Origin of the sequence: Alteribacillus sp. JSM 102045 (assembly GCF_041949975.1) — a bacterium.
Lineage (GTDB): Bacteria > Bacillota > Bacilli > Bacillales > Marinococcaceae > Alteribacillus.
Genome location: NZ_JBHFQG010000096.1, coordinates 1 through 1210, shown reverse-complemented (window position 1 = coordinate 1210; position 1210 = coordinate 1). Strand labels below are relative to the sequence as shown.

The window sequence follows — 1210 nt, the reverse complement described above, 5'->3', positions numbered from 1 at the left end:
GTATGTGTAAAATGTTTCTCGAGAGATATGGGAGCTAATTTGTAGAAAAAAAAGAGAAGGCACTCTATCATAAATGTATGCTTAGCCGGCAAAAACATTTAGAAAAGAGGCCTTCTCATGCAATATATTATAGCAAAACTATTACAAACAGTAAAAGATACTCAACATTTCATTGAAACAGAGGAAAGCATGCATCACCTCATGCATGAATGGTTCTCGGTTATGGTGGGAGATATGTTGACATCCCTAAACTGTGCAGTCAAGGAAAAAAAGCAGGGAGAAGGATGGCTGGTAAAACAGGAAGATGAAAAGACCATTCAGTTTATGTTTGGGCCCGTCCGTTATCGTCATACATTGATGGTAGATCCTCAAGGAGAAAATCATTATCCCTTGGATGAGTGGATAGGTATCAGAAAACATCAGAGGCTGAGTCCTTTGGTCGAAGTAAAAGTGGCAGAAATGGCCAGTGAAGCGACGTATCGGGAGACAGAACGGGTATTAAAAGAATGGACAGCTGTAGACATCAGTCATCAGACAGTGGGAAACATCGTGAAACAGGTAGGTACTGCACAAGCCCAGGAAGATGAGGATATGGCAAAGGAACTAGAAGAGGCAGCTGCTCTGCCAGAAGGAAAAAATGTGGACTATTTATATGCAGAAGCAGATGGCGTGTTTATTCGAGGAACAGAGAAAAAGAAAGGCATCGAAGTCAGTCACGCGGTGATCTATGAAGGGTGGGAAACGAATGGAAAACGTGTCTCTCTCTTGCATCCGAAAGTGATCATGACAACGCAGCCGACCTCTGCGTTTTGGAAAGAAGTGCAGGCTTTCACAACCAGCCACTATTCCCTGGAGAAAACTCAGGTGGTCACGAATAGTGACGGCGGAAAAGGTTATACGGCCGAAAAGTTTCAGGAAGCCTTTTCTCAGTCCGAGTATCCCGTGTGGAACCAATTGGATTCGTATCATGTTTTCCAAGCTCTAAATCGTGCGTTAGGTGCGCCAAAGAGCCAATATAAAGAGAACCTTCGGAAGGCGCTGAAAGAACATAATAAGCCTGATTTCAAGTTGTGGCTGGATACTTATGAAAGTACGCTGGAAGAAGCAAAAAAGATCGAAAAGGTAAAGGAATTCCGCACCTATATCCTTCGAAATTGGAGCCGGATTTTTGACTGGCGAGAAAAGGTAAAAAATCCGCCGGGAGGAGCAA

1 protein-coding gene is annotated in these 1210 nt (G+C 43.5%); it reads left to right on the top strand.

Annotated elements, in window-relative coordinates:
* Positions 1 to 117: 117 nt before the first annotated feature.
* A partial coding sequence (locus ACE1TI_RS21790; protein WP_375009596.1) for an ISLre2 family transposase occupies positions 118 to 1210 on the top strand: 1093 nt, incomplete at its 3' end.